We start from the raw sequence: 25,326 nt of genomic DNA, 5'->3' as shown, positions 1-25,326 counted from the left end.
CAACTACTTATTTAGATTGTTATTTTAATAAATAAACCAAATTTTGATTTGTTAATAAAAGTTATTTATATATATTTGATCGATCTTCAATATTTAACACCAAAATGAAGCCACTATTTCTCATATTCGGATGTTTTTCATTTATTCATTCTTTTGCCCAAACGCAAGAGTCTGTTCCTTGGTTTAATATTGGCAAAACAAATCTCATTTTTGGAATCAATCAGGGCTCACATCCAAATTTAATAAACGGAAAAGTAAGTGGGTATGCTTCCATTGAATCAGCATTAACTATTAAAAATATTCCTCTAAATCTTTCAATGCGCTATTCTACTGAGCGTTTTATCTCTGGAAAGCCTACTTTTTTCAGATTGTCTTATGATGGTTCTCGAAGAAGGGGAATCGATAAAAGTAAGTATCTCGGTGAATTGAACAAAACGAATGGATTTATTGCGAAATGTTTCGAAACGATTTACCTATTAGAAGCCAAAATTGCATATTGGCAGTTGAAGAAAGAACAATTGGAGCAAACAAATCAATCACCTGATTATACTATTCCAGGATATAATCTTCCAACTGTTAATTCTAATCTTCCAACTGTGGATTCCTTGAATCTCGATTCCAGATTGAATATCCCAGCAGTTCCAAATAAACCTGAAGTACCCGAATTCAACAAGGAAACTGTTCCAAATATGCAATTAGACTCGATTAACAATCTATTGGATGGGTACAATCTGAATTTGATGGATGTCAATAAGCAAAAAGATAGTTTGCTCGATGTAAAAGACAAATACCTTGGGAAAATTAATAGTATAGACTTAAAAATGCCTCTCACTTTACTTGGGGGGATTGATAAATTGGATTTGGGTTTAACATCGATGAGTCACGGATCGATGTCGAATAATACCATTCCGATTCAAGGTATTCGGGTAAAGGGTAAATACCGCAAATCATTTTATGATGTTGCAGCAGGTTCAACTTTGCCCAATCGTTTATTCTCCAGTTCTGTTTTCGATCAGGTAACCAACAATACTCAAAACGTGTTTAACTTGAATCAATTCTACACCGTAAATACGAGTCGTTTTATTAGTTCCTTGATTGTTGGTTATGGAAACACTGAAAAAAACTCTATTAGTGTAGAGAACTTTTACAATGGACGTGAATTGAAAAATATTTTTTCCAATATCCCAGGTAAAACGAACTTGACATCCAATATTTCAGGTACATGGATTTTTGTTCGAAATTGGAGTTGGAACGCATCGATTGGAAAAACATTTAAAATCAATGACTCTATCAAACGATCTTTTCAAGAAGACTTAGCAATTAGTTTGGGCACCAAATATAGATGGGTGAAAATTCGCACTGAAATCACTTTCAAAGTAAAACAAATTGGGAATGGGTATGATGGGTATTCACAAGGGTTATACAATTCTGGGTATTCAAAAATGGAGCTGGGAGTCAATTCGAAAATCACCAAAAAATTAAACCTCCAAGTACTTGGAATCTATCAAAAATTCAATCGTTCAAACAGTGATTTCAATGGAATGGAAACCAAAAGTGGGACCTTGGATTTGCAGTGGCATGTTACCAACAGGTTCGTTCTATTTGGTGGATACACACTTTTAGAAGCTTCAGGAATGGACACTCTTGCTAAAGGCTTGAATCATTTGGGGAAAGCCGGTTTTACTTGGGTTAAAAAAGGAAAAACACTTCGGACAGAGTTTTCAGGACTTGGCGCATATTCTCAGGTGAATCGGATTGATTCGAACATACGATTAGTAAACACTTCCCTGCACGGAGTTTTAGATTGGCGGATATTAGGAGCAGGATTGCAAGTTTCCATGCAAGATTATAGTGGCTTATCAGCTATCTATGGAGTGAATTGGATCATTAAACCTGAATTGAAAATTCATTACAAAGGCATTACAGCTCAAGGGTCTTACAATATGTTGATCAGCGAGCAATTTGGAAATCAAAGTGGTTTTAGTTGTAAAATCAGCGCAAGCCCCAGTGAGAATGTTATTTGGGAATTCACTGCTGCCAAATGGCTTCCAACTGAAGCACTTTATATTCCATTATTTAATACTGAACGGTATAAACCTTATTATTTTGATTTGAAATTGCGGGTTTTCCTTAATACAAGCAAAAAATGAAAAAGAAATTATTACTGAAATCCATCAGCTGGTTCGTAAGTCTACTATTTTTGGGAACGACTGGGATTTATGCACAAAGCGCTTATCCTGTATCGCTTTCATCACCGTTGGATTATGATACCATTGTTGAAACAGAACCCACTTTTAATTGGCAAACCAATTTGAGTGCGATTCAAACAGATCCTCGTTGCTCGCAGCGTTTTGTATTGTGCGAATTAGAAACAGATCAGTTAAAAGGTGATGCAATTGCAATCAATACTCCAGTTTTAGTTTTAGAAGATTATCAAAATTCCATGTATTCTTATTCTTCGAGTTCGACCCCTTTAGAAGAAGGTCATACTTATGTTTGGCAAGTTTCCGTTCTGTTTAACGGAATAATTATGGATCAATCAGAACCTTATCAGTTTACGATCTTGAAACCAAAAGATCCCTTGCCAAGTTTTTATCCGGTTGCATTCAATAGCAATGGACAAACTTATTTGGCAACTAATCAAAAAATAGGATTGGTAACAGATGAAATAGGAGAGTTAAAATTAACTGTTCAAATTTATAAAAATGGTCGATTGATTAAGGTGGCCGACCTAAAGGATTTGAAAAAAGAGGGTGATGATACTGATAACACCGAATCCAAAAAACCTACTTCTGGCAAACGTTTTTTAATACTCGATTTAAAGGAACTGGAGCTAGAATCTGGATATTACAGTGTCGTTTGGGCGCCCAAAAGCAAGAAAAATTTCATGTTTAATTTCAAAATTGATTGATGCGGAATTCACTTAACATCCTATTCATTTTTCCATTGGTTTTAGTTGGCTGCAAATTAAGCAAGCAACTAAAACTGGAGCCTGAATCATTTTTAAAATGGTATTCTTCAGAAGAGAATTCATTTAAATCAAGTGATACACTGAATGGTATTTGTTATAGCATATCCGCTTATCCACAAGAGGTTTCAATAGCTATTTGTGCTATGAATAAATGTGAGCCAAAGCAGACTTTAGAAACAGACTTAAAGAACAAGTCTCAACTGAACACTTATTTATTAGAATTAACAAATTTGAATTCTAAAGGAGATTTATTTTCGCTTGGTGCTTCAAAAGGCATGAGTCGAAACGAACAACTAATTTATTTAAATAACGATATCAAATACGCTCTTAAAGCAGTAACGGAATCAGGTGATACCTTAGTATGTGTTTCTGTGATCTATGAACCTTTACTAGCAAATTCTTTTCGATTGATGATTGATTTTGAATCTTCTAAATCAGTTTCAATTGATCGAATTATTTATGCTGATCGACTTATAAATAACTCATTAATCGAGTTTCAATTTAAAAATAACAATCGTTCCAATTTTCCACATTTGAATCTTACTAATTATGAATAACTCTAAATTCTCAAAGAGTCAAAGTTCCATAGCTTGGCTTCTACTTCTTATTTTTTCATGGAGTGTTTTTCAGCCCTGTACAGTATATGCTGGGGGACCTACACAGCCAGAAACAAATGCATTTACTCCCATTGGAGTTTCAGATATGGTAGATCCTTTTACTGGCGATTTCACTTACAACATTCCTTTGATGGATGTAGAAGGTTACCCAATAAACATTGCCTATAATTCAGGAGTAACCATGGATCAAGAAGCTACTTGGGTTGGTTTGGGCTGGAATTTGAATGCAGGAGCAATTACTCGAAGTTTAAGAGGGCTTCCCGATGATTTTCGAGGAGATGAAGTAACCAAAGTCACTAGTATTAAGCCAACTATCAATATTGGAATTGATTTTGGGTTGAAACCAGAAATTATTGGATTTGCAATTCCAGGTACACAAGGAGAAAATAGTTCCGGTGGCACTCAATCTGATAGTGCATCAGTAAGCATTAGCTTCAATGCTTCTTTAACCTATAATAATTATACGGGATATGGAACTTCAATATCTGTTGGATCAAGCTTTGGTTTAGCAAAGATGAATGGAGGTGGCTTAACTGCAGGGCTATCATTATCAGGGAGTAGTGAAAATGGAGCTTCCTTTGCTCCTTCTGTGAGTTTTAGTTCTAACACAGCAAAAAACGAATCGACAGATATATCTAAGACAGCCACAATTGGAACAGCTTATAATTCAAGAGCAGGATTGCAAGCGATTAGTTATGGACTTAGTGCGACTAAAAATGAGTACAAAATGAGAGAAGTTGTGAATAAAAATGTTCATGGAGATTTGGAATCAAGCAAAGGATCTGCAATTAGTGGTTCATTTGACTTTGGTTTGAACCAATATTCTCCTTCTCCAATTTCGTCTACTTGGGGAGCAGGAATTGCTGTGAGTGCTAATATATCAGGTTCAGTATTTGGATTTGATGGGCAAGGAAATATTGGATTAAATTTTTCAAAAACATGGATTCCAGATAATTGGAAAACGAAAACAAGTCATGCGTATGGTTATCTATTTTCTGAGTTTGGACAAACTGACACCGAAGCACTTTTAGATTTTAACCGCGACAATGATATTTCATTTTCTAAGTATAGCTTGCACTTGCCTTCAACATTTCAAACCTATGATTTGTTTTCAATTAGTGCACAAGGAACGGGTGGTAGTTTTAGAGCATTCAGAAATGATGTTGGATTTGTTTTTGATCCTTTTAGTGCCAATTATGACATAGGAGTTAATGCTGGATTTGAAATTGGGTTTGGAAATTTAACTGATTTAGGTGCCGATATTCAAATACCTTATACAAGCACTAAGAATGGCATTTGGAGTGACCGAAATTATGCCAAAAATGTACTTCCATATAAATTTACAACAAACGGAGATATTGTACCAAGTTTTCAATTTATTGAAGCTAGTGAGGCTTCCGTTGCTCAAGACAACTTGATGACCGATCAATTCTATGGAGATAAACTTGAACGATTGGAGTTGGGTGGGTCTGCGCTTTTTCCTAAATTGAATGGAGCATTGGTTCAGTCATCCATTAAAACTATCAATAAAAATAAACGGAGCCAAAGAGAACTTACGAATAATCAACTTTACTTTTTAAATCGAATAGAAGTTGCCACTGGATTAGGTGTTATGCCTTATAATTCGTCCTTATATGAACCAAGCAAACCACACCACATTGCAGAAATTACGCAACTAGGAACTGATGGCAGACGGTATGTTTTTGGACTTCCAGCATACAATCATTTTCAAGAAGATGTCACTTTTGCTGTTGGGAATAACATGGGAAATTCAGGAGGAATTTTTCCTTCCAATGATTATTTGGGATTAGTGTATTATTCGAATGGGAATACCCTTGCTAGTGTTGATAATAACAAAGGAATTGATCGTTATTATAGCTCCACGACTACTCCAGCTTATGCTCATTCCTATATGCTTTCTGCAGTTTTGAGTGATGACTATATTGATTCAGATAATACCCAAGGACCTTCAACAGGGGATTTGGGATCCTACGTTAAATTCGAATATGCAGAAGTAGAAAATCACAAATGGCGCACTCCAATTGAAGAGAATTCAGGTTACTACAATATTGGAATGCGAACTGATAAAACAGATGACAAGGCAAGCTTTGTTTATGGTGAAAAGGATCTCTTTTATATGTATAAAATTGAGACCAAAAACTACATTGCTATTTTTCAAACAGAAGCTCGACTAGATGCACATAGTGCTTCGGGTCGACATGGTGGATTGGATGCAGCTACAGGCAATGCAATGCAGCAATTGAACTCGATTACCTTGTATTCTAGACGTGATTATGAAGTTAATGGTTCAAGTGCAGTTCCCATTCAACAAGTGAAATTTGAGTATGATTACTCCTTGTGCAACAACTATTCTGGAAATATTTATGGAGGTGGAAAATTGACCTTAAAAGAAATTGTGTTCACTTACCAAAATTCTAAAAAAATGAAATATCGGAGCTATAAATTCAATTATAGCGATCATAATCCAAATTATGAATTGAAAGCAACCGATCGTTGGGGGACCTACAAACCCAATTGGAATGGAGTTGCCACTAATGAAGGAGAAACTAGTTCACCCTTAGCTAATTCAGATTTCCCTTATACCATTCAAAATAAAACTTTAGCAGATATCTATGCACAATCATGGAGTTTAACCACTATAAAGTTACCTTCTGGTGGAGAAATAAATGTGGAATACGAATCTGATGATTATGGGTATGTTCAGCATAAAAAGGCATCTCAAATGTTTAAAATAATTGGAGTTTATACTAGCGATTCTGATTATGAAAGTGGAGGATTGAATGGAGATGCTGCTATTCAAAGTGTCTCATCCAACTTAAAGCCGAATAGGAAACTGCTATTCAATTTAGTGAATCCAACTGATGATATTTCTTCTTATGCAAGTAAAGGTGAGCAGTTATACTTCAGAGCATTGATGGTATTAAATCCAGCTGGGGCTGACACAAAAGAAAAAGCAGAATTTATTTCTGGATATGGAATCATAAAAGAGATTTCAAAAGTGAACATCGGAGGCGTTTTGTATGGGGTAATTGATTTAGAACCTGAAAAATTACGTGATGCTGGTCCAAAGGTTTATAGTCCAATTGCCAAACAAGCCATTTTATTTGGACGGACACAACTTTCAAGAACCATTACTGATATTATTGGGAATAATGGAGATGTGAATGAAAACGAACAAGGATTGATTGATTTCGCCAATGCCACCATTGGAGCGATTGCCAGTTTTAAAGAATTGGCAACTGGACCCAATAGATATATTTATGATTTAGATCGTGGAAGAGATATGGTTGTAAACAAATCTTGGATGCGATTGAATTGTCCGACAGGAAAAAAGTTGGGAGGAGGAAGTCGCGTAAAACGCATTTTGATTAAAGATAATTGGAGCGCAATGGGAGGAGGTGCATCAAGTATTTATGGACAGGAGTTTTCATATACATTGGAAAATAGCACGAAATCATCTGGTGTTGCTTCATACGAACCTCAATTAGGTGGAGATGAGAATCCTTGGCACACAGCCTATATTGTGAATAACAAAAAAATGCTGGCAACAGATGACAAGATGTATATAGAAGATCCAATTATGGAGTCTCAATTTCCATCACCCTCAATTGGATATTCGCGTGTAGAAATTCGTGATTTGAAGCGGGCAAATGTAACACACACTGCAACAGGCAAGGTTGTAAAGGAGTTTTATACAGCGCGAGATTTTCCAACTTTTGTAAGAGCTACTGGGGTAGACCCAATAAGTAAGCATAGTTTCTTACCACTTTTGCCAAAATACCAATATCTAACCGCAAATGAAGGGTTTTTGATTGAATTGAATGATATGCATGGAAAGGCAAAAAAAGAAAGTGTCTATGCAGAGAATAAAACCGAACCGATTTCTACAGTAGAGTATTTCTATCAATCAGAGATTTATTCTTTGAATGGTGTCCAAAACAATCGATTAACGAATCACGTTCAGGTTATAAATCCTGATGGAACAACATCGACAAAAAACATTGGGGTTCGTTACGACGCTGTTGCTGACTTTAGAGAAAGTGAAACCGTATCACAAACTGGAAAATTGAAAATAAACTCCAATAGTATGTTGTTTGGAACATTCTTAGCAGTTATCCCAGTGATTTATCCAGGTTATGATCGTACAACGAATCGTTTCAGAAGTGCAACATTCAATAAGACAGTTCAGAAATTCGGAATTTTGGCACGTACTACTGCTGATCAAGATGGAAGTAAGGTTGAGACCAATAACTTAGCTTACGATTCTAGAACTGGAGAGGTGTTAGTAACACAAACCACAACTGATTTTAATGATAAGGTTTACTCATTGAATTATCCAGCCTACTGGAAATACGATGTATTTGGACAAGCTTCAAAAAACGTATTATACTCTTATAAAGTTGGGTCATTTGCAAGCAATGGATTTGCTTCAATTCCTTCTCAATTCAATTTCTTTACTGAAGGCGATGAAGTTTCAGTAACATCAGGCTCTGGAATTAAAAAAGGGTGGATTGTTGAACGAAATCAATCTGGAATTAAAATAATAGATAAAGAAGGGATTCCAATGTCTGGAACAAATGCAACAGTAAAAGTGATTCGCTCAGGTTATAGAAATAAGCAAAGTACCTCAATGGCAAGTATGACTTCTTTATCGAATCCTTTACTGGGAATTGGAACCAATCAATTCTCAAATGTACTAAATGCTGGAGCAGTTGAATTTGGAGATGCTTGGAAAACCTATTGCGATTGTTTCTCTAACGGAACTTATTCTACTAATCCTTATGTCATAGGGACAAAAGGAAATTGGAGACCCGTTCGCTCATTCACTCATCTAAGTGGAAGAACGCAAACCAATTACGATGGAAACACTAACATCCGTAAGGATGGAGTATTTACAAGTTATGCCCCATTTTATAAACTTGGACAAGGAAAATGGATTAAAGACGAACAAAATTGGACTTTTGTTTCTGAAGTTACTGAGTTTTCACCCAATGGGATGACCTTGGAAACAAGAGATGCATTAGGTAGATACTCCTCCAGTTTATTTGAATTTAATAATACTTTGACTACAGCTGTTGCCGCGAATGCAAAAGCCCAGCAAATTGCCACAGGGAGTTTTGAAGATGCTGGTAATGAAAACTGTTTGGATCAGGGATATTTTAGTAAAGCAAAAATTGGAGACGATGATGTGGCGGTTATTCCTAGCTCTGCAATTGAAACAACCCATGTACACACTGGGAGAAAAAGTATCAAAGTGGAAGCTGGATCACCAGTTGTTTTTGAAAATGTTATTTCCACGTGTCTGTATGAAACTGGTTGTGATTTAGAGATCATTTTAGTAACGAATAAAGAACCGGAATATTTTGTTACTGGAGGAACTCCTCCTTATCAATTTAGCAGTGAGGCTTTCGGGAATGGTTATATGGATGCGCAATTACTTCCATCCAATAAGATTTCATATCAAGTTGATTACCAAGGTGAATATTTGATTATTACCATTACGGATTCAAAAGGATGTAAAGCAACTGTCCAAATTGTTGGACAAGAAAGTCCTGAATAACTATGAAACTAATTTTTAAAACATCCATTATGAAAGTATTCATTCTCGTTTTTAGTTGTCTCTTAGCTCACTGGTCCTTTGGGCAAGATTATTTAACGAATTTCTCTCCGAGCACGAGTTATTTGGTTTGTGGAAGAACACAAACTGGTAGAGGAGCATTTGATTCTGCACAAGGTTTCTTATGTGTGAATGGAAAGTCCAAATTATATTATGAGTATACACCCATTGATTCATTGCAATTGGGAACGGATGCACTGATCACTTTTCAGGGGTTTACAAATTCCGGTATGTCAACTGCCATTAATACATCATACAGGTTGTTTGGCCCCTTTGAACAAACTCAGAACTATAGTTATTTAATTGAAACAAATTCCGTAATTCCTATCTCAACGGGGTCAAATACAACTTCAAGCCATAGCTTATCCGATTTTTTTGTAGGAAACAAAAAGTATGTACTTGAAATTACAGCAAATGCATGTGTTGGATATATTAATTTTGAAAATTCCAATTATTTGCAACAATGTTTAAAAGAAATACCTTGTGATAATTGCTTACCCAAATTTCAGCCAGTTGATGACCGATATATTATTTCTGCATGGGTCAAAGAAGCAACTGGGAGCACAACTGGAGCATTGAACTATACCAATTCTCAGTTGAAAGTAACTTCGGGATCGAATGTCTATACTTTTTATCCATCTGGACAAATCATTGATGGCTGGCAGCGTATAGAAGGAATTATCCAAACAAATTCAGCGGGAAATCTAAAAATGGAACTCATTGTTTCCTCGGGAACATCTTATTTCGATGATATTCGTGTGTTTCCTTATGATGGTTCCATGATGACCTATGTTTATGACCCTGTTACTTTACGGCTCATGGCTGAATTGGATGAACGCAATTATGCCAAAATCTATGAGTATGATGAGGAAGGAAAATTGGTTCGTGTAAAAAAAGAAACCGAAAAAGGAATCATGACCATTCAAGAAAATAGAGAAAATTCATCCACTAATGACTAGCAGTTTTATGAATAAGTATATTTTTCTTTTTTATTTTTTGGTTGCCACTAGCTGTTTCGGACAGTCTGGTATTAAACTTTCCATGGAGGAATTCAATGTTGAAATGAAACCCATTATTCGCCAATTGAATAACCCCAATATTGTACTACGCTTCAAAAAAGAGACTTTTAGAGATTTGAATGATCCTACTCCTATTGAATCCAGTAATGGAGTGATTTATAGAGGATCTGGTATCTCCTATAAAATGATCAATGCAGGAATAACAGTATTGCAGACTCAAGATCTAGCTATCTACATTGATTCTACATCGAAGTTTGTTCAGGTCACTGAAATTGATTCTTCCATGAAAACCCTAAATACATTTAATGATTTTACAGAGGCTACACTGAGTCAGTATGACCTAATAAAAACAACTTACTCAGGTTATATTGTTTTAAAAGCAATTCCAAAATTTTCAAATGAGGGAACGTTGGAATTTTTTATCGACACTAAAAAGAAATCACTGTATAAGTTGATAATTAGCTTGCCACCAGCAAATTATTTTATGGAATCTGAAGATGATGAAACGATTGAATCCCCTTACATCACTCTTGTCTATGAACCCATTGTAGCATTGAAAAAGAATGAAGTTTCCTTTTCAGAATCCATGATTATTGTCAAGGATAAAAAAGATAATTTAACTCTAACGCCAATTATGGCTGGATATCAGTTACATGACGCCCGCTATAAACCTAAAAAATAGAATTATGACTGCATTTAAATCCGTAGGTTTATTTTTCCTTTTTGTACTTGTTTCACTGACATCTTCAGCTGGAATTGTACCTTATACGAGAGGTTTACTGAAAACACCCGATGATCTTTCTACACGTCCTTATGTAAATACACTTTCGGGTGAATTTACCACAGAGATTACTCCAGTTTGGAGTGGTTTGAGTTATTCTGATCGTTCAAAAAAGGGTGTGATCACGTTTGGAATCAATCATCATTTTCCAACGACAAGTCCTAACTTTCGGGCTGAGGTAAAAGTAGTGCTTACAAAATATGCGACACTTTCCAGCTCAGGAATTGTTGATACAATCACCTTACAAATATCTAATTATCCAGAAGACAGTTTGACTTTTATAGATAAACAATCTTATGTATTTGACAATGTTGAAAAATTTGACGTAAAGCTAATACTAGCAAAATTGGAAGGTTATGATCAAACATATTTAAGAGAAAACCTTTATATCCAAGGTGATGTATATGTAGATCGTGTGTATGATTTTACGGGGCAATTGGCAACACCCGTAACCATTAATAGCTTGTATACCGATGAGCCATTGGATTTAAATTGCGATGATCAAGCAGATGAATTTGTGATTTCATGGGATCCTGTTGAGGGGGCTGAAGAATATCAATTAGAGTGGCTTTATATCAATAATTATGACAAAGTAATTGGAGATTTATCCGTTGATTTTAGATTGAATTCTACGCGAATTTCAACCTCTCAAGCAAATTATCATTTGTCGTTGGTTTTTGATAAAGGATACATTTGCTATAGGGTTAGGGCTGTGGGACGTTCGATGACAGATGTGAGTAGATTCATTTTTACTCCTTGGAGCACCAATGATGGTTTAGTTGCCGTTTCAAGTTGCGATTATTACCAACAAACCACACCTTATGATGTATTGAAAAATTGGCAATATAGCTCTACTTATGCCGAAGAAGGAAAGAAAAAAGAAGTAGTTTCATTCTTTGATGGTTCATTGCGCAATCGTCAGATGGTGACCAAAATCAATTCCGATAATACAACAATTGTTGGAGAAACGATTTACGATTATCAGGGACGACCTGCAATTCAAGTTTTACCGGTACCAGTTGCACCAACAGATTGTGAAACACCTGATGCAGAAAATTCTTTGAAATTTTATGAGAAATTTAATCGAAAAAATGCGACAGATGCCTATACAAAATTAGATTTTGACACATCCTCCATGATAGATTCATGTTCCACCATTTTAGGACCAATGCATCCCAGTTCTGGAGCTTCAAACTATTATTCCAGCTCAAATCCAGATACAGATGGTATTCAGGGTTATCTTCCAGATGCTCAACAATTCCCCTTTAGTCAAGTCGAGTATACCCCAGACAACACCGGAAGAATTAGTAGACAAGGAGGAGTTGGGGCTGAATTTCAATTGGGTTCTGGACATGAAACGAAGTATTTTTATGGACATCCATTTCAAGAGCAATTAGATCGCTTGTTTGGCTCAGAAGTTGGAGATTATGCTCATTATCAAAAAAACATGGTGATTGATCCAAATGGACAAGTAAGTGTTTCATATCTCGATCAGGAAGGTCGAGTAATTGCAACCTCATTGGCTGGAGAAGCACCTGACAATTTGATTTCATTGGAATCTGCTGGAGAAGCTGGTCCATTAACCGTAGACCTCTTATCACCAAATGCCCAAGGAGAAAGTAGCTCGAACGTATTAGGAATCAACGGTCGATCAAAAGTATTTAATCAAACGATTCTTTTAAGTTCTAAAACCACCTTACAAATTGATTATGATTTAAATGTTACTCCCTTTATTGATACTTGTTTATCAATGGATTCTTCCGTTTGTTTTAATTGTGTGTACGATTTAAAAATTGAAGTACGAGATATGTGCGGAGTCTTAGTAAGTCCGCAAGCAGTTTCCAATAAATTGTCGGGTCGTTTTGAATTAGACACCACCAATCAAGTGATTTTCAAAACAGATTGTGCCAATTTTGGATTTGATACCACTTTTGTCATTGATTCACTTGCTGTTGGTTCTTACCAAATCTCTAAAATATTGACTATCAATGAAGCTGCCATTGAAGCGTATGTGGCCATGTATGTGAATGACAGCATCAATATGTGTAAACCAGGTTATGATGAAATTTTGGAAGAAGTACAAAGTACAATAGACAATGATTGTTCGGATGATTTTAGTTGTGCAGAATGTATTGAAAATTTGGGGCCATTATTAGACTATATCGCCAATGGAGGAACCGAAGATAGTTACAATCTAGAAGTTGTTGCATGTAATGCGCCTTGCACCCCCATTTCTTATTATGAAACGATGCGTATGCTACTTAAGGGAGATGTGATGCCTAGTGGTCAATATGCTCAATACGATAATGCTTCAGTTATTCAGACCTGGATGTATCCACTATCGGTTTTAAACGTTTCCAATATTTTACCGAAATCTCCTAATTCAGATTGGAAACACCCAAAATATGACATTGAATCAACCATTTTAAATCACTATTACGACGAAGATGGTATAACCATTTCACGTATTTATTTACAAGACGTAGTGATTTCTAGTAACATTGTAACGAGTTCATTACCAATTATCGATGTAGGTTCGACTATAGGTACACATGTTTTTTTAGATGCATTAACTAATACCTATTATACATATCCTGAATATCTAACAGGAGTAGCAGATTTTATTGGTTACTATGGTTCTAATTTACAATGGGCAAATTCATTGGTTTATTACCATCCTGAATATCCGATTTTAAAGTATTACAGAACACTTACAACAGAAGTTACTGTTGGAGATCGTTTTACATCAGAAGGATTTGATGCCGCAATGATGCGCGTGAACACTTGGGACGACGCTATCACTGCAGGATTCATCAAAAGCACTTATTCAACAGAGTCCATCAATAATCGTATTGAAAATTTCTTAACAGATACCACGCACACAGTTTGGGATCCGGCAGGATTTTATGACACCCCACTTTACCGTTTGCAAAATAAAGTGGCTAATTTTATCACCATTAATGGAGTCAACTACTCGATGATGCAGTTTGCTGGAATAATTACCAGATGCAGCAATTTGCAACTAGGAGCCTATCCCAGTTCAGCATGTACTTTGTGGGGAGATGATTACGGACTGGATTCCACTGAAAATCAAGTAAAACGCGATGAATCTTGGATGGCATTCCGTAGTTTGTATTTTTCTGCAAAACAAAAAATTCTTCAGGATTTGGTAACGGATGTCACCATCAATGATTCGGAATATTATGGCTACAATGCATGTATTGGAAACGACGAATTCAACCCTTTTGAAAACGGGTTCTTTAATGCAACCTTTTTAGCAGGATTTTTCTATACTACTGCTGGTCAGTTTACGAATGTCAATCAACCGTGTAGTTTTTATCGAATGGCCTTTTATCAAAACAAAGAAATTCGATTTGGCACACCAAATAGAGTATCTGATTTATCTGCCAATGAAATTGCTTATCAGCAATATTTGGTAACCGGTCAATGCCCCAATGCAGCTTCGTTGCAATCCGTTTTAAATGAAGTTGCCTTTACCAATCAATTGGATGATGCTTCTTTTTCTTTGAATAGTTTAAATTCCTTATCTGGACTGTTGCTTTCCCTAAATAATTTTGATGAGCAGACAGCAAATCAGAATCTCAACTGGGTTCAAACAACCATTAACTCCAATATTCTTGAAGCTGTTTGGAGTGATATAGGATTAGCAGCTTTTGCAACTTTGAGATTAGTTAAAGACCCATTAGATACTTTGGGATATTCTTGGTCTCAAATAATCGGTTTTTCCAATTTGTATTTTACAGAACTAAGTTCAGGAATTTATGAATTTACAGCATTGGCAAAAGTGCAAATAAGTGGTCTCATTTATTATGTTCCAGTTACAGGAACAACGACTTTACCCATTGGGAATTGCCAGTTTGAAGATGTATGTGAAAAGAATGATTTAGGAAATGAAATGCAACATCTGCTTCAGGCAATTACAGCTTTTGATTTATTGGGAAGTACCACCGCTTTTAATTTGAGTACTGAAGATGCGTTTGATCCTTTTGTCACAAACAATATTCAGCATGCGGTAAGTTTGAGTTCTCCAGGAAATTTATCTTGGATTTTTGATCCAGCAATTCCTGGATTCAAAATTACAAACGCTGCAAACTCAGACTATTTAAGATTGGGAATCAATTCCTTTTCACCTTCTATTTTCACTATTTCAAACATGAATTTAATTGATGCCATCGATGAATTAGTTGTAGGTCCGAATAATACATTTGATTTAGTTTGCAATGATGCATACGGAAACTATTTAGTAACCATCAGTTTGGATGCTGTTCGGGTAACTTCTGGTGGGTTGCAATCCATAGAACTAGGAGATTGTGGATTGCCTACTCCATTATTGTGTGATGGTGAACCTTACAGAAATCTGGAAGATTTAAAAGCTGTTTTCCAAGATGTATTGGTGAATCAGAATGCACCATTTGATTTGTACAATTCATTGGAGTTAACATCCAGTTTGGAAACACAACTGAATGCTCCTGGCGGGGTGCTAACTGGAACGGTGAGTTCCTTATTTGCTGGTGCTAAAAGACTCCGATTTAATTTGCCAACAGATTATTGTGACTTGACACTGAATTATGATAGTATTCCAGGAGTCAACTTTTCATTTGATAGTATTGTTTCAGTGGATGAATTGGAAGTGAGTGGCGAAACGAATTCATTTGGTTCTAACAATTCGTTTGATTTAACAGTAAATTTCTCAAGTGGCGGAACCATTCATACTGCCGTTTTAAAAGGGATTTCTTGTCTCAACTTGAAAGAATGTATTTCCTGCACAGGTGATATTACAGTGTCTTATACTGCTAGTCAATTGGATTCGATTGATTCAGTTTACTTAAATATGGGAGTGCTAACTGGAACTAGCACGATGGGAGATTATCACTATTACTGCGATTTGGTTGACACGTTCAACGTGCATCATGGTTTAACCATTTTGGATCCGAATTATGTACCAAAGCTTTCTTATTATGAATTCTTTAATCAGGTACCTCCTAATTCCATTGGTGAATTCGCTTATTACTTAAATGCATTTGTAGATAGTGTAGACGCCTATTTTTTGCTTCAATCACCTTCCCAGTTCTATACCTATTTTGGAACTTTCAATTCTGTTAAGCTCCAGTATGGACGCTATTTAAGTGCCGTGGATTTTTACAACACCCATCGTGACGGAATTATACTGGATCAAATTTCTCCAGTTACACTAGTAGAATTTACAACCACCATTTATTCTGGAGATTGTTCAAACTACATCTCTTATTTGCTAGGAAATTTTACGAATCCAGGAACAACCTTATCTGTTTTGTCTTATCCGAATACTGGAATAGCACTAATTCCTTCTGATTCATGTTTTGTCAATTATCAGACTTACGTGGATGCATACTTAGGACATATTGATAATAATCCTTCGTGTTATATGCAACAATTTGGACCAACTCAACTGGTGAGTTATATACAATTCCTGAATCTGAATTTATGTTGTACAGAAGAAGGAGAAGATGCATTGGCAGTATATCTTCAATATTTGTATACCAACCCTGGTTGTGAGTTGATTCCACCTTCAATGACAAATTGTATGACACCTGAAGAGGACTTTGTTTATTGTTCGGGTAGGTATAACAATTATTATTTGACTGGTATTGATATGTTTAATACTTCTGATTGGGCAATTGCCAATAATATTAGCTTAACGAATGAATTTGCGAGTGATACGGCATTTATTGATGCAGGTTTTTGTGAATGTGCAAAATTTTATCAAAGTTATTTGTTTACTTATATCTACGCTCAATCTACAGATGTTTTACCTAATCCAATTACAATTTCGGAATATTGTGCTTCTGATCTTCCAGATTTGCATCCAGAATGTAGTGAGGCATACCAAAAATATCTTGGATGTGTTGCTTTGTATAACAGTAAAGCCATGGCCAACGAAAGCGAAGACGTGATAACCTACGTCATTTCTGAGCAAGTTTTCTATCAAGAAAATTTGTGCAATTGCGTGAACGATTATTGTGCAGAATTGAATTTGGTAAGCGACGGTTTGAAAGAGTTCGATTTGATGCCCAATATCTTGACTTTCTGTTCTGGAGATCAAGTTATTCCTTGTCCAAATGATAGTATCAACATTGCTGCTGAACCATTTGTTATTGAATTCAATGATCCGTGTGAAGAATTCTATCAAGCGAACACCGAAAACACTGCTTATATCGCATACCAAGAGCAAACACAGGCTATGCAAACGGATATTAGTCAACGGTACATTCAACATTGCTTAGGTGCTTTGGAAAATCTTTCCATGACTTACAATGAAATAGAGCATCATTTCACTTTGTATTATTACGACCAAGCAGGAAATTTGATAAAAACAGTTCCACCAGAAGGTGTAGAATTTATAGATATAGATAATTCTACTATTAAAGCGGCAATTTTGTCTGATCGTGCTAATAATACCCATCAAATAGTTACAAGTCACCGCATGCAAACTACTTATTTGTATAATTCATTGAACCAGTTAGTGGCTCAGAATATGCCAGATCAAGACGAGATGCAGGTGTTTGAATCCACTTTGCCGAATGGATTACCTACACAGCTCTCCACTACAGCAATCCAAATGGTAAGTTCCAATCAAGGGTATTTGACGGGTTTTATGACTAATTCAAATGCTCCAATGGGCAGTCGCGGGTATTTGTTTTCAACCAACAACGGTGGTCAGAACTGGGTTCGGGTATCCAATACCATTGCAAGTGATTTGAAACGGGTGCGCATGATTAACAGTAACTCTGGATTAGCTGTTGGAACGTCAGGTATTTTATTGCTTACGCAGGATGGAGGAGCAACTTGGGATTTGGTAGATACCTATTCCTCCAATATCCAAGAGGATTTTGTGTCTTTGGAAGTAAGTACTACCGATGGCTATGCACTCACGCGGAGTGGTCAAATTTTTAAATGCACTACTGCTGGAGTTATTTCTTCTCATGCAGTAGCACCAACCAATACCTCTTATACGGCAACTGCATTTACTGATTTTAGTTTGCAAAACAATTATTCCACCACAACTGGAATTTTGTACGTTGCTTCCCTAACAGATGGAAGTTCTGATTTTGATGCCATTATTCTAAACAATGGTTCTTCGGTCTTTACTTTAGAAAAAGTATTGGCTTCGGATTTGAATGCACTCGCATTCTACAGCAGTTCTGAAGGAGCGGTAGCAGGTTTGGATGGAAACCTATCCTTGCTTTCTGGCACAAGTAGTTCTGATTTCGTGCAAACGATGCAGGTTTCTGGAACGCTTGGAATGATTGATCAAATACAAATGCTCAATGGACAAATTGGAATTGCACGCATCGAAGAAAATGGTCAGAAAGTGATTCGAACAACTAAAAATGGGGGCAAAACATGGCTTTCACTAAGCAATGAATACCTTGATGCAAACCTCGTATTTATCAAACGTTCTGGAACAACTACTCTCGAAGTTCTCATTCAAGGGTATACGACTGGTTCGGCTTATTCCAAAACGGTTCTATTGGCCTCCAATGGAACAATTAGTGAACTAAATCAAACACCAACAGCCGTTCAAAATATCAATCTAAAAGTCGTTTATGCTTACAATGATGGCATAAAAATCACTGTTTTTGGAATTGATTCCGCAAATAAGCTCTACCGCTCTAATGCGTATCTCCCTTCTGGAACAACACTTCAATTTACTGAAATTACAGATGCTGGAACAATTACGGATGCAAAACAACTCCTTGTTTTGAAAGATGGAACAGATCTTTTGGTTCATGCGCTTTTAACCACGGGAACTTTAAAGCAAAGTAGTTACAGCTTAACTACTCAAACAGCTTCTTCTTTTGCAACCGTTTCTGGAGCAACCGCTTTGGTTTGGATGGATAAAATCACTGCTTCATCCACTGATTATGTCTTAGGATACAACAGCAGTGATACAAAAATTTATGCAAAAACTGCTACAGGAAGCTTATCAGGTTTAACGACTACTCTCAGTCTTGGAACTTCGGTAATTACCAAATTGGCTGTTCATGGAACCCAAGTGACTTTGGCTGGTACAAATGGCGGAATCTTTACTTCTGGTTCGATTTCAACGCTACCTTCATCCGTCACTTTCTACGCACGGCAAGATCACCGATTGCCAGCCTTAAACAGCATTCAAAAGGGAGCATCCAATCTATTGATTACAGGTCAAAATGGACTCTTTATTTCGAGAGCCATTTCTACGAGTGCAACCACAGCTACTGTGAAACCACTTCATACACTGAGTGATTTGTATGCTGCCAATGAATTTGTAAGTTCATCAATCTCCTATTATTTGGTGGGGGGAACCGACGGGTTTTTATCCCAGTTCAAAGTATCTAACCTAGATGAGACAACTTTGTATACAACTGCAGGATTGACCGTTAAAGACCACTCTAACAATATTACCTTCTACGATATTGCAGTGGCAACTAAAGCTGTTTATGCAGTTGGTGGAAACGGATCTGTTTACTACACTCCTGATATCACAACCGATTTATTGATACCAACTGTTCCTGCAACTACTCAAAATTTACGCAGCGTTTGTTTCAATGGTTCATTGAAAGCTATCGTTGCAGGATCTGCTGCAACTTTGATTCGGTATAATTCCCAAACAGGATCCCTTAATAACCGAATTTTCTCTTCCAGATACCGGGATGTACATTTTGCCAATGGGCAATTTGGAACCCTCATTGGTGATCACTTTCTAGTAAGAACAACGACAGATGGTGGTTTAAGTTGGAAGATCAACCTTCCAACAAGTGCTCTTACGTTGAACAGTTCTACGATTGACAATCTCCGAAAAGTTTGGACAGTGAAAGAAGCCAATACCAGTCATTTTGCACTCATTGGAGGATATGGAGATTATTTAACGGTTGTCAACAACGGATTGTTTGCAGCTACTCCCATAACGGGACGAATTTCAGACATTCAATTCTCTAAGAATTCTCCACTTATTGGTTATTTAAGCATTAACTCCACTGCGAATGGAATTCGAAAAATCACATTGACACCTTCTACACTTTTGGGTTATACCTTAAGTTTGTCAGCTGATGTAGCAACATCTACCGATTTGATTCATGCCATTCACGTCTTTGAAAACCAAAGTGTGGCTTATGTAGGAGGTTCTGGAAAAATCAATTTCTATAATTCAGGAGGTTTGGGTTCTTCTTATACCTTGGCAACCATTTCAGGAGCAACATTTAGAGATGTTTACTTCCACGATGACGTAACTGGATATGCAGTTGGAGATGCTGGTAAATGGTATCATTTGAGTTCCAATTCAAATGATGCTACAACACATGCTATCTTGAGCGGAGGTTTAATTACTTCGCAGCAAATCATTACCGATCCTGAAATTGGCACTGCTACTGATTACAACATCTTGGCGATGGCCTTCAATTCGCGAACAACAGGAGTTTACGGAGGTTATTACACCAATGGAACGTATATAACTACCAAAAAAGCAATGGTGCGTGCTTTGAGACATGAAGGAGGGATGTTTACTGCCCGCTTCTATTACGATCGTTTGGGAAGAATTGTGACCAGTCAGAACTCGCGTCAATTGCAAGCAAGTAAATTCTCCTATACCCTTTATGACGAATTGGGCAGGGTATATGAAGCTGGAGAAAAAACAGAAAATGGCTCAGGCGATCCTAAATTCGGTTCTATTTTTGGAACCAATGTGGGAGGAATTACCGTTCCATCCGTAGTAGACGACACAAAGTTGGAAACTTGGTTGAGTACTAATGCAACCACCACCCGTAAAGAAGTTACCCGTAGTTATTATGATGCAACCAATACACACATTGAGTCTTCTTTGCCAATTATGCTAACCGAAGCAACTCAGCGTAAACGCATTGTGCATGTTACATACGAAGCTGTTTATGATGATTTGGATGAAGTATATGATCATGCTACGCATTACGACTACGATGTACATGGAAATGTAAAAACACTTTTGCAAGAAAACCAATTAGTAGGAGCCATTTCAGGAATAGACCAACACCGTTTCAAGCGGATGGATTATGTGTATGATTTGATTTCTGGCAACGTGCACCGCGTGGATTATGAAACAGGAAATGCAGATCAGTGGCACCATGCCTATAATTACGATGCAGACAACCGCATAACAGAGGTTTACACCACCAAAGAAACCCCCTTATTGGATATCAACTCCACTGTAGCAAGTATGCAGAATGAACCCGAGATAAACCCGATGTGGGATCAGGAAGCAAGTTATGAATACTACCAGCACGGACCATTGGCACGAACCACCTTGGCCGATCAGGAAGTGCAGGGAATTGATTACGTGTATACCCTTCAGGGTTGGATCAAAGGAGTGAATAGCAATGGGTTGGATGCCGCTAAAGATCCTGGGCGAGACGGCGATGGTGTGAGTGATAACAAGCTCGTAGCACGCGATGTTTTTGGATATAGCTTGCACTACTATGCAGGAGATTACGCTCCAATTGTAGGCGGAAATAACGACTTTATAGCCAATCAAGGATCAAGTGATTTAACAGACACTAGTTCAGATTTATACAACGGAAATATTGGAAGAATGGTGACTACCATTACCGATCCCAATTCCCGACATATTCTCCCACTTGGGAACGCTTACCAGTATGATCAGTTGAACCGTTTGAAACAAGCAAAGAGTTTCAATAATTACGATGAAGGCACCAATGCTTGGGGAAGTGGAGGAACAACGATGTATTACAATGCATTTACGTATGATGCGAATGGAAACATTGAAACACAAGTACGACAAAATGATGCCGGAACAACCATTGACGATTTGACTTATAACTACCACGATCTGGCGGGAAAACGACTCAGAAACAGGTTGTATGGTGTCAATGACCCAACTTCGAACGGCGCTTTCGCTGATGATATTGACAATATGGTTTTCGACTCCGCTCAAAGCACTATTAACCAGAACAACAATTATGTGTACGATGCGGAAGGAAGATTGGTGAAAGATTTGCAAGAAGAAATTGATACCATTGTGTGGCGAGTAGATGGAAAAGTTAAATTCATTTTAAGACCAGCAAGCTCTGCGAAAAAAACAGTATCTTTCGATTATGATGCCATGGGGCACCGCATAGCTAAACACTCTTACACGTCAAACAACAGTTACTTGCTCGAAAAAAGTACATATTACATACTGGATGTTCAAGGAAATACGATGAGTGTGTATGAACGTGTGGTAGATAATACCGAAGAAAGCGTTGCTTTTTTCCAAGCAGAGAAACACATCTATGGATCTAGCAGATTGGGAATGCACAATGAACCAGTACCTATGCTGGGTTCTCAGAATACGACGTATACTATGGAGTATGTTGATCACAGAATTGGTGAACGGACGTATGAGTTGAGTAACCATCTTGGCAACGTTTTATCCGTTATATCTGACAAGATTATTCCACACGATGATGGAAGTGGAAATGTAGATTATTGGCTAGCAGATATTCGTCAATCTACAGATTATAGTCCTTTTGGGGTTACTTTGGAGAATAGGAATTTCACGCTTACTGGGGCTGAGAAGATGAGATATGCCTTTAACGGAATGGAAAAGGACGATGAGATCAAAGGTGAGGGGAACAGCTATGATTTTGGAGCTAGGATGTTAGATCCTAGATTGGGAAGATGGTTGACGATTGATCCTTCAGCCGTGAAGTATCCAGCAAATTCACCGTATCATTTTGCATTGAACAGTCCATTATTATTCAATGACCCAAATGGTAAAGATGCTGTTATTACCATTAGTGAACCAGATGCATTTGGAGTTAGAACTATTACTTTAACTTCGAAAGTCTATATTACGGGAATAGGAAAAACAAATAAAGAAATTAAGGAATTTGCAAAGAGTTTACAATTTAATTGGGATGCTTTTTATTCCAAAGACTTTGTGTTCCCTGCAACAGCTGGGCTAAAATATGATCTAAACATTCAAGTTGAATTCATTGCGGCAACAACAGACAATCTAGGTGCTCTTCCTGCTGTAATGCGTGATTATGTAAATTCAGATCAATCGAGGTCTGTCGGGACAAAAGCTGAAGGAGCTGAAGATATTAATGGAAAACCCTCCGGTCTTGAATATGGAGAAAATGTTATCACAATTGGATGGGGTGGGATAAATGCAACTGGTACAAGTACCTCACAAGCTTGGATTAATGACAAAGAGAGCCCTGTTTTTTCTGCAATACACGAGATGTGGCATTTATTGGGACTATCTGATAGATATGACGCGAAATTTCAGAAACCGCGAATTCCTCACACAGGTTATGAGTATAACAATAAGACACTTAAAGGCTTTATTATGGCAGGAACGGGGTATGAAATTGGGCAAGCAAATATTGATGCCATTATTCAATCCTGTATAAATATCCTAAATAATCCTGTAAATAAAATCGGTAATTTATTCACAATCTATAAGTCTATTATTAATGATATAACTTTGGATGAATTAGACCCAAACAAGAAAAAAGCTGTAATTGAAAAATCAAAAGATGAAGTACTTCCAGAATAAAATAAAAGTAGTTCTTATTGGATTAATTAATCTAATAAGTTTTCAGAGTTGCTTGCAAGTAAAAGTAAATGATAAGGACAGTATATTATCTGTGATTTCATTTTTTAAGGTTGCTAATCATTTGACAATAGATTCTTTAGTTTGTAATAATCGTATAGATTCTTTTAGAGTTGCACAAATGTTCAACATACCTGTTTACGATGTAAAATATTACGAGTTATATTATAATATATCAGGTTTTCCGCAATATGTTGATTGGTATGAAATAGGAGAAACAAGATTTATTAGCAAAAGAGGATTATTAACCATCAGAGCACTTAATAAAATAGGTAGTATTTCTGTAAATATGAGGAAGGTCAAAAGTACCTTAACTGACAATAATTTTGGAGTTTCAAAAATTGTATTTACAAATCAATATGAGGGTAACTATATTGACAGATGGTTTGGAAATAGAAAAATTGATTTTTACCTAAATTTTCGTTTGATCGATCGAAGTGGTAATTATCCATCATTTTACAAATCTGTTTCTTACATAGACCCGTTTTCTGCAACTCAAGAAGAAGAGTATAATACAATTTTAATGCTTGCATTTTGGAGTGAACCATCTGATAGACCTAATAATTTGACCATGAGAAGAAATATTTTATTAGATCCATATGTTCAGGAGGTGAGCTCCTGTGAAATACTATCTCCTATTCAACATTGATAGTTAGTGGGGGTAGTGGGGCTACGTCTAAGTAATTCTGGTAGTGTTCGAGGCTTGTTGATAGCTTTTTCAGTTCGTCTTTAATAGTTGATTATTAGCGATATAACTTTTTAAATAATCATTCGTATCGGGGGATGTTAATACATCCCTTGCTATGAAAAAGTTGCTTAAATCTAAAATAAAGACCCAGAACAGAACCTCGTGTTCGAGGGTTGTTGATGAAAAACGTAAAAGGTGTAAATGTGGTGATTTTTTGATTTTTAATGGGAAAACTAATTATGGTAAACAGCGGTTTTTGTGTCGGAGATGTAAAACAACAAAAGTAGCCGAACCAAGCATAAGTAGTTACGGAATGCAGTTCAATAAACAAATCATTCAGTTAACCAATGAAGGTTTAGGAATCAGAAGTACCGCAAGGGTTTTAGGGATTGCTCCCTCAACTGTTATCCGAAAAATTTTGGCGATTGCAGATGGAATTGTACCACCGAGGATTTCGAATGGATTGGAAAGGATTCAGGTTGATGAAGTACACACATTCATTCAGAATAAGGACAGGGAAATTTATATCATTTATTCCTGGGATCAGGAATTAAAAAGAGCATTGAGTTTAGCCGTTGGAACACGATCTAAAGTCAATTTGAGAAGTGTTGTAAATCCATTATTAAGTGCTGAGGTAGTGTCTATTAACACCGATAAGTATTCCGGATACAAAGGTGTAGTTCCTAAAAAACTTCACACGACCTTTAAACGCAGAAATAACGGAATTGAAAGACAAAATCTGAATTTGAGAATACACCTCAAAAGACTAAATCGACGAACAATATGCTTCTCAAAATCCAAAGAAATGTTAGAAGCAGTTTTAAAGATTTATTTTTGGTGTAAAAGCAGTAAAAAAACAGTCTAATCCATTGTCAATAAAGCGGTTTTGAGTATTTTTATTACTCGAAAGTTCTTTGAAATCAGGATAACAAAATGATCGTTTTTAACCTGTTTCCCGCACCAGGGATTGCAGCGGCATCCTCT

General features: G+C 36.7%; 9 protein-coding genes. All 9 read left to right on the top strand.

The window, feature by feature from the left end; all coding sequences use genetic code 11:
* The first annotated feature begins 104 nt into the window (after positions 1 to 104).
* Positions 105 to 2,150, top strand: coding sequence for a hypothetical protein (locus FLUTA_RS02220; RefSeq protein WP_013685219.1), 2,046 nt, complete (start codon positions 105 to 107; stop codon positions 2,148 to 2,150).
* Positions 2,147 to 2,911, top strand: a complete 765-nt coding sequence (locus FLUTA_RS02215; RefSeq protein ID WP_013685218.1) for a hypothetical protein — start codon at positions 2,147 to 2,149, stop codon at positions 2,909 to 2,911. Before FLUTA_RS02220 ends, FLUTA_RS02215 begins: the two co-directional genes overlap by 4 nt.
* On the top strand, positions 2,911 to 3,528 hold the full coding sequence (locus tag FLUTA_RS02210) for a hypothetical protein (protein ID WP_013685217.1): 618 nt from the start codon (positions 2,911 to 2,913) through the stop codon (positions 3,526 to 3,528). Before FLUTA_RS02215 ends, FLUTA_RS02210 begins: the two co-directional genes overlap by 1 nt.
* On the top strand, positions 3,521 to 9,169 hold the full coding sequence (locus FLUTA_RS02205; RefSeq protein ID WP_013685216.1) for a hypothetical protein: 5,649 nt from the start codon (positions 3,521 to 3,523) through the stop codon (positions 9,167 to 9,169). Before FLUTA_RS02210 ends, FLUTA_RS02205 begins: the two co-directional genes overlap by 8 nt.
* A gap of 29 nt (positions 9,170 to 9,198) precedes the next feature.
* Entirely contained in the window at positions 9,199 to 10,185 is a 987-nt protein-coding gene (locus tag FLUTA_RS02200) for a hypothetical protein (protein ID WP_013685215.1), read from the top strand.
* Between the two features lie 7 nt (positions 10,186 to 10,192).
* Entirely contained in the window at positions 10,193 to 10,927 is a 735-nt protein-coding gene (locus tag FLUTA_RS02195) for a hypothetical protein (RefSeq protein ID WP_013685214.1), read from the top strand.
* 4 nt (positions 10,928 to 10,931) lie between these two features.
* Complete coding sequence (locus FLUTA_RS02190) at positions 10,932 to 23,597, top strand: RHS repeat-associated core domain-containing protein (protein ID WP_013685213.1); 12,666 nt, start codon at positions 10,932 to 10,934, stop codon at positions 23,595 to 23,597.
* Positions 23,578 to 24,303 (top strand): hypothetical protein, encoded by a 726-nt coding sequence (locus tag FLUTA_RS02185; protein ID WP_013685212.1) that lies wholly within the window; start codon positions 23,578 to 23,580, stop codon positions 24,301 to 24,303. Before FLUTA_RS02190 ends, FLUTA_RS02185 begins: the two co-directional genes overlap by 20 nt.
* Before the next feature lie 154 nt (positions 24,304 to 24,457).
* Complete coding sequence (locus tag FLUTA_RS02180; RefSeq protein ID WP_052301329.1) at positions 24,458 to 25,207, top strand: IS1 family transposase; 750 nt, start codon at positions 24,458 to 24,460, stop codon at positions 25,205 to 25,207.
* The last annotated feature ends 119 nt before the right edge of the window (positions 25,208 to 25,326 follow it).

It is taken from the genome of Fluviicola taffensis DSM 16823 (assembly GCF_000194605.1).
GTDB classification, from domain to species: domain Bacteria; phylum Bacteroidota; class Bacteroidia; order Flavobacteriales_D; family Crocinitomicaceae; genus Fluviicola; species Fluviicola taffensis.
The sequence above is the reverse complement of the archived record's forward strand: the minus strand, read 5'-3'. Positions and strand labels throughout refer to the sequence as shown.